Source organism: Hallella seregens ATCC 51272, assembly GCF_000518545.1.
GTDB lineage: Bacteria > Bacteroidota > Bacteroidia > Bacteroidales > Bacteroidaceae > Prevotella > Prevotella seregens.
In genome coordinates, this window is record NZ_JADU01000048.1 from 1 (window position 1) to 3,868 (window position 3,868).

At 31.5% G+C, this 3,868-nt stretch carries 4 protein-coding genes; 1 reads left to right on the plus strand and 3 read right to left on the minus strand.

The features are described from left to right. The first annotated feature begins 525 nt into the window (after positions 1-525). Positions 526-1,152: a sce7726 family protein gene (locus tag L888_RS0110955; protein ID WP_053444125.1), complete on the plus strand. Its 627-nt coding sequence runs from the start codon at positions 526-528 to the stop codon at positions 1,150-1,152. On the opposite strand, the gene L888_RS14190 is transcribed toward L888_RS0110955, so the two are convergent. From L888_RS14190 to L888_RS0110975, 3 genes are read right to left on the minus strand one after another with little or no spacing between them, the layout of a single operon-like run. Continuing rightward, positions 1,140-2,219, minus strand: a complete 1,080-nt coding sequence (locus tag L888_RS14190) for a beta family protein (RefSeq protein WP_075261871.1) — start codon at positions 2,217-2,219, stop codon at positions 1,140-1,142. The genes L888_RS0110955 and L888_RS14190 overlap by 13 nt on opposite strands. Beyond that, complete coding sequence (locus L888_RS0110970) at positions 2,212-2,766, minus strand: ImmA/IrrE family metallo-endopeptidase (RefSeq protein WP_027952924.1); 555 nt, start codon at positions 2,764-2,766, stop codon at positions 2,212-2,214. Before L888_RS0110970 ends, L888_RS14190 begins: the two co-directional genes overlap by 8 nt. Positions 2,767-2,768: 2 nt before the next feature. Further along, a complete protein-coding gene (locus L888_RS0110975; protein WP_025881844.1) occupies positions 2,769-3,395 on the minus strand; it encodes a hypothetical protein in 627 nt (208 codons plus the stop codon). Positions 3,396-3,868 lie beyond the last annotated feature (473 nt).

Sequence of the window (3,868 nt, forward strand, 5' to 3'; positions counted from 1 at the left end):
AAAAGGTAGGGCTTAGGACAAACAAGGTTTTACGGCGAGAATACTACCTGCAATGAAATGGAAGTGTGGAGATTGTCGTCTAAACGGCTTGCCGCACCGACCTTTTTTGTTCGTAGAAGCCCGGAACTACCTTGGTCACTGACAACGAACAACCGTTCCCGACATGATACACGGGCATAAGTGGAGGATGTACAGGCAGAGAAGTGCGGTGAAAACAAAAAACGCAGTCTCAGGGGACTGCATCTTATCATAAAACGGAATACACGGAAAACAAAAAGCCGCCCCAACGGACACTCTACGAAAATAATTCGGGAGAAATTCTTTTTTCTCACAATATACCATTATCTCTGCAACAGGTTATTCGAGTTATGCAAAGCTTTGCATATGACCGCAGGAAATAGGTCATTACCTACTGCATTTCAGAACTCATTAGGCTGTTGAAAACCAATCATTTGAACCTAAATGATAGATTTTTACGAAAATACAATAGAAATGTGCTAAAAAAGAGGTATTTTTGTACTTGCAATGAAAAAATATGGACTACAATCAGCAGAATATATAAAATGCCTATTTATTGATTATTTATTATCAAGATGTAAAGAATTGATTATAGGTAACGAATTAATGTATGGCATAAAACGAAAAGTAGTAGATTTAGTCGTTCTTCAAAAGAATAAAATAATAGCGGTTGAAATTAAATCAGATAGTGATAATTTAAATCGTTTAGAAGAACAAATTTCAGAATACAAGAAAATTTTTGACTACATATTGATTGTAACAACAGAAAAACATGCAAGCAGGATCAGCGAAGTTGTACCTTCAGAGATAGGAATCTACATTTTTAAAGAAAATCTTTTAATGAAGAAAATTCGTAATCCTCGCATTCAAAGGAACAAAGATAAAGTTGAAATGTTGTATTCGATTAATGCTAAGTATTTATGCAAGCTAGAAGGCTTTACCTTATCTAAATACGATACAGATGAGATACGGCAAAAATATGCAAAAAGGAGAATTTCTAATATCCAAGAAATTCTCTTTATGTATTTAACTCAAAAATATAAAGAGCGATTTACTCTTTTTATGAATGAACGAGGGATGCTTACTCATATAGAAGATTTGAATCTCCTTTCTTCATCTTTTCAAATAGAATAAATTCTATTTACTTGTTGTGCTATATGAATATTCATTCTTACAGAAATCCAAAAAGAAGGAGATGCAGATGGAGTTCCTCCTTCAGCACAAAAATGTATCTGATTGATACCCCAAATATTTAAGTTATGTGGAAACCTTAAATCTGCACATACCGATTGTGCTACTTGGATATATGTAGAAGCATAAGCTGATACTCCCTTAGGTCTTCTTTTTTTATAATAAAAAATGGTTTTATCTAAAGGAACATCTATCCTTGGAATCCAGCCACGGGCCATTGTTATAGTATCATTTCTAACTGGATTGATTGATGCATAATCAGCATATACAATATCTTTATGTGTTTGCAATATAGTATTATATATATCAATTTCTGAAATACTAAATGTATCACTTTCTAAATCTCCCAAGTCTCTCACATTATTAGGAAAAGAGGTTGAGGCAACAATATATTCACAAGGGGAAGTTATAATTGATTTTAGATTATCAATTCTAGCAATACATTTATTTGCAACATTTTGATATGATGCTTGTGGAACATAACCGCAATCAATGACTATTTTAAGATTCTTATTAGTTATATTATTAATAAGTTCTATATCATCATAGCAGTTTTCGTCAGAAATATCGCTTCTGTATAAAATAGTTTTAAAATTAGATTCTAATTCTTGTATTTGCTTTGTTATATTCTCTTCAAAATTATCATCTTCAAAATTGAATAACACGGTTGGAATAATTTTTTCAAATACACTCTCGTTTTTTAATTGTATCAGGAAATTTACCCAATTCTTGTAACCAGAATCAGGAGTGTATAAATAATCCACTTCCGGGGAAGATAAAGATTCTTCAGAAGTGACATCAATGGCGATTGTTTGCCCTTTATAGATGTCTTTCAACTTAGATAGACGTTTCTCAAATGGATATGTTTCTATCTTGTTTTTTGTCACCTTACGACCTCTTGTTATTTCAATCAATGGTAACGTGTTAAACAATATAGCTTTAGGGATATTCTCTAATGCCCTTATCTCAGCTTCCCCTGTTTTTATTATAATCCAGTATTTGTTATCCATTGTCTTTAATTTTATATCCAAGTGATATTACTCTATATTTCATTGCTGCAGATGAAACATTAAAAGCAGATGCAAGTTCTCCAATGTTTTTTATTTTATCCTCATCTATTAATTTGCGAAGTGTATTTTCAGGCATGAGTAATCGAGATGCAAATTCATTAGCATGATACTCAATGGAATCCATATTATCACTTCTGAAAAATGTAGTGTCGGTAAATTCTGTATTCTTGCCTTTATGGAGCATATAGTGACCCAATTCATGGGCTATTGTAAATCTCTGTCTTTTGACATTATGATTACTATTTATACTCATAATCCATTTACCATTAATATAACTTAAAGATCCTGATTTACTAGTATCCATTACTTCATATCTGATTTCGATATCATTAAATGTAGATATTAAATCTTCAATTTTAAGAGCATTATTAATATACAGTCCTGACTCTTGAGCCTTTTTCAAAATATCATTTACACTAACCAATAAATCAGGTTCCTGATACTTATCCGACTTTTTAAGCCCTTTTCTACTTCCTTTTATTCCCATATCTACTCTATTTCTTGGTTAGATGATTTATCTTCTTCTAATTCATTGTACGCTTCAAATAGTAATTTTACATCTTCTTCTAATTTTAGCATTCGATTATCAATAACTTCTTTATCTTCATGCCTTAAAACTTCATCTTCAATCCTTCCATATAATGCATTAATACAAGTATCTTTAAAAGATATAGAATCCTTCATGAGTTCACTTAACGATTCTACGATGCTCTTTTTTAATTCTGTATTAATTTTTTCTTTGTGATTATTTATATCAGTTTTAATTTCGTCAATTTCTTTTTTTGATGCAGTCTTTATCGAGTATATTGTACCAAAAGTAAAAATGGCAAACAACCCCAAGAGGAATGATATTAGAGTGTTGTAATATTCTGCTATGTGAGAAGTATATTCACCTGGATTTAATAATACACCTTTGGATTCCAAATCATTTAGAACCTCAATATGCGCACATTTAATGCTATCTACTATAAAAGTGTTGTTATAAGACAAAGCTTTTTCTGGATTCAGTAAATATACTGGTGCATAATCTATGGGTGCTATAAATGCCATAACAATAACAATAATCAATATCATTATTGATGCGCCAATTATTCCAGAAACAATACCATCTTTCATATCTGATTTTCTGCAAAGGTACAAAAAATATGCCCCAATCAAGAAGAGAAAGATAATTTGTTTAAAATTGGATACTCTAAATTCATTATTTGATGAGATTGTTTTTGTTAGAAGTAATTAATTTACTATCTTTGCAATCATAGAGGCGTTCTTTTGACTTAATGCAAAATAAGGAAGAATATAGAACATCGCTGGTTTCCTTATCGTTACCGACTCTTCTTTTTCATTATTTCAATTCATTGAAATATAGTCACTTGTAAATTAAGCTATGTTTAGCACAATGGTAAATACAAGCCTAAGCAGGCGTAAGAGGAACATAGGCGGAAATATGGTAACTGGTTGTGAATTAGTTGTTTTTCTATATTCTGCGACAGATAGGGATAGGCTGGAAAAGTCACTCTACTTTGACCCTTTTGGCCAAACAGGATTGCTCACCTTGGCCATAATATGATTGACCCTTTTGGCCAAAATAA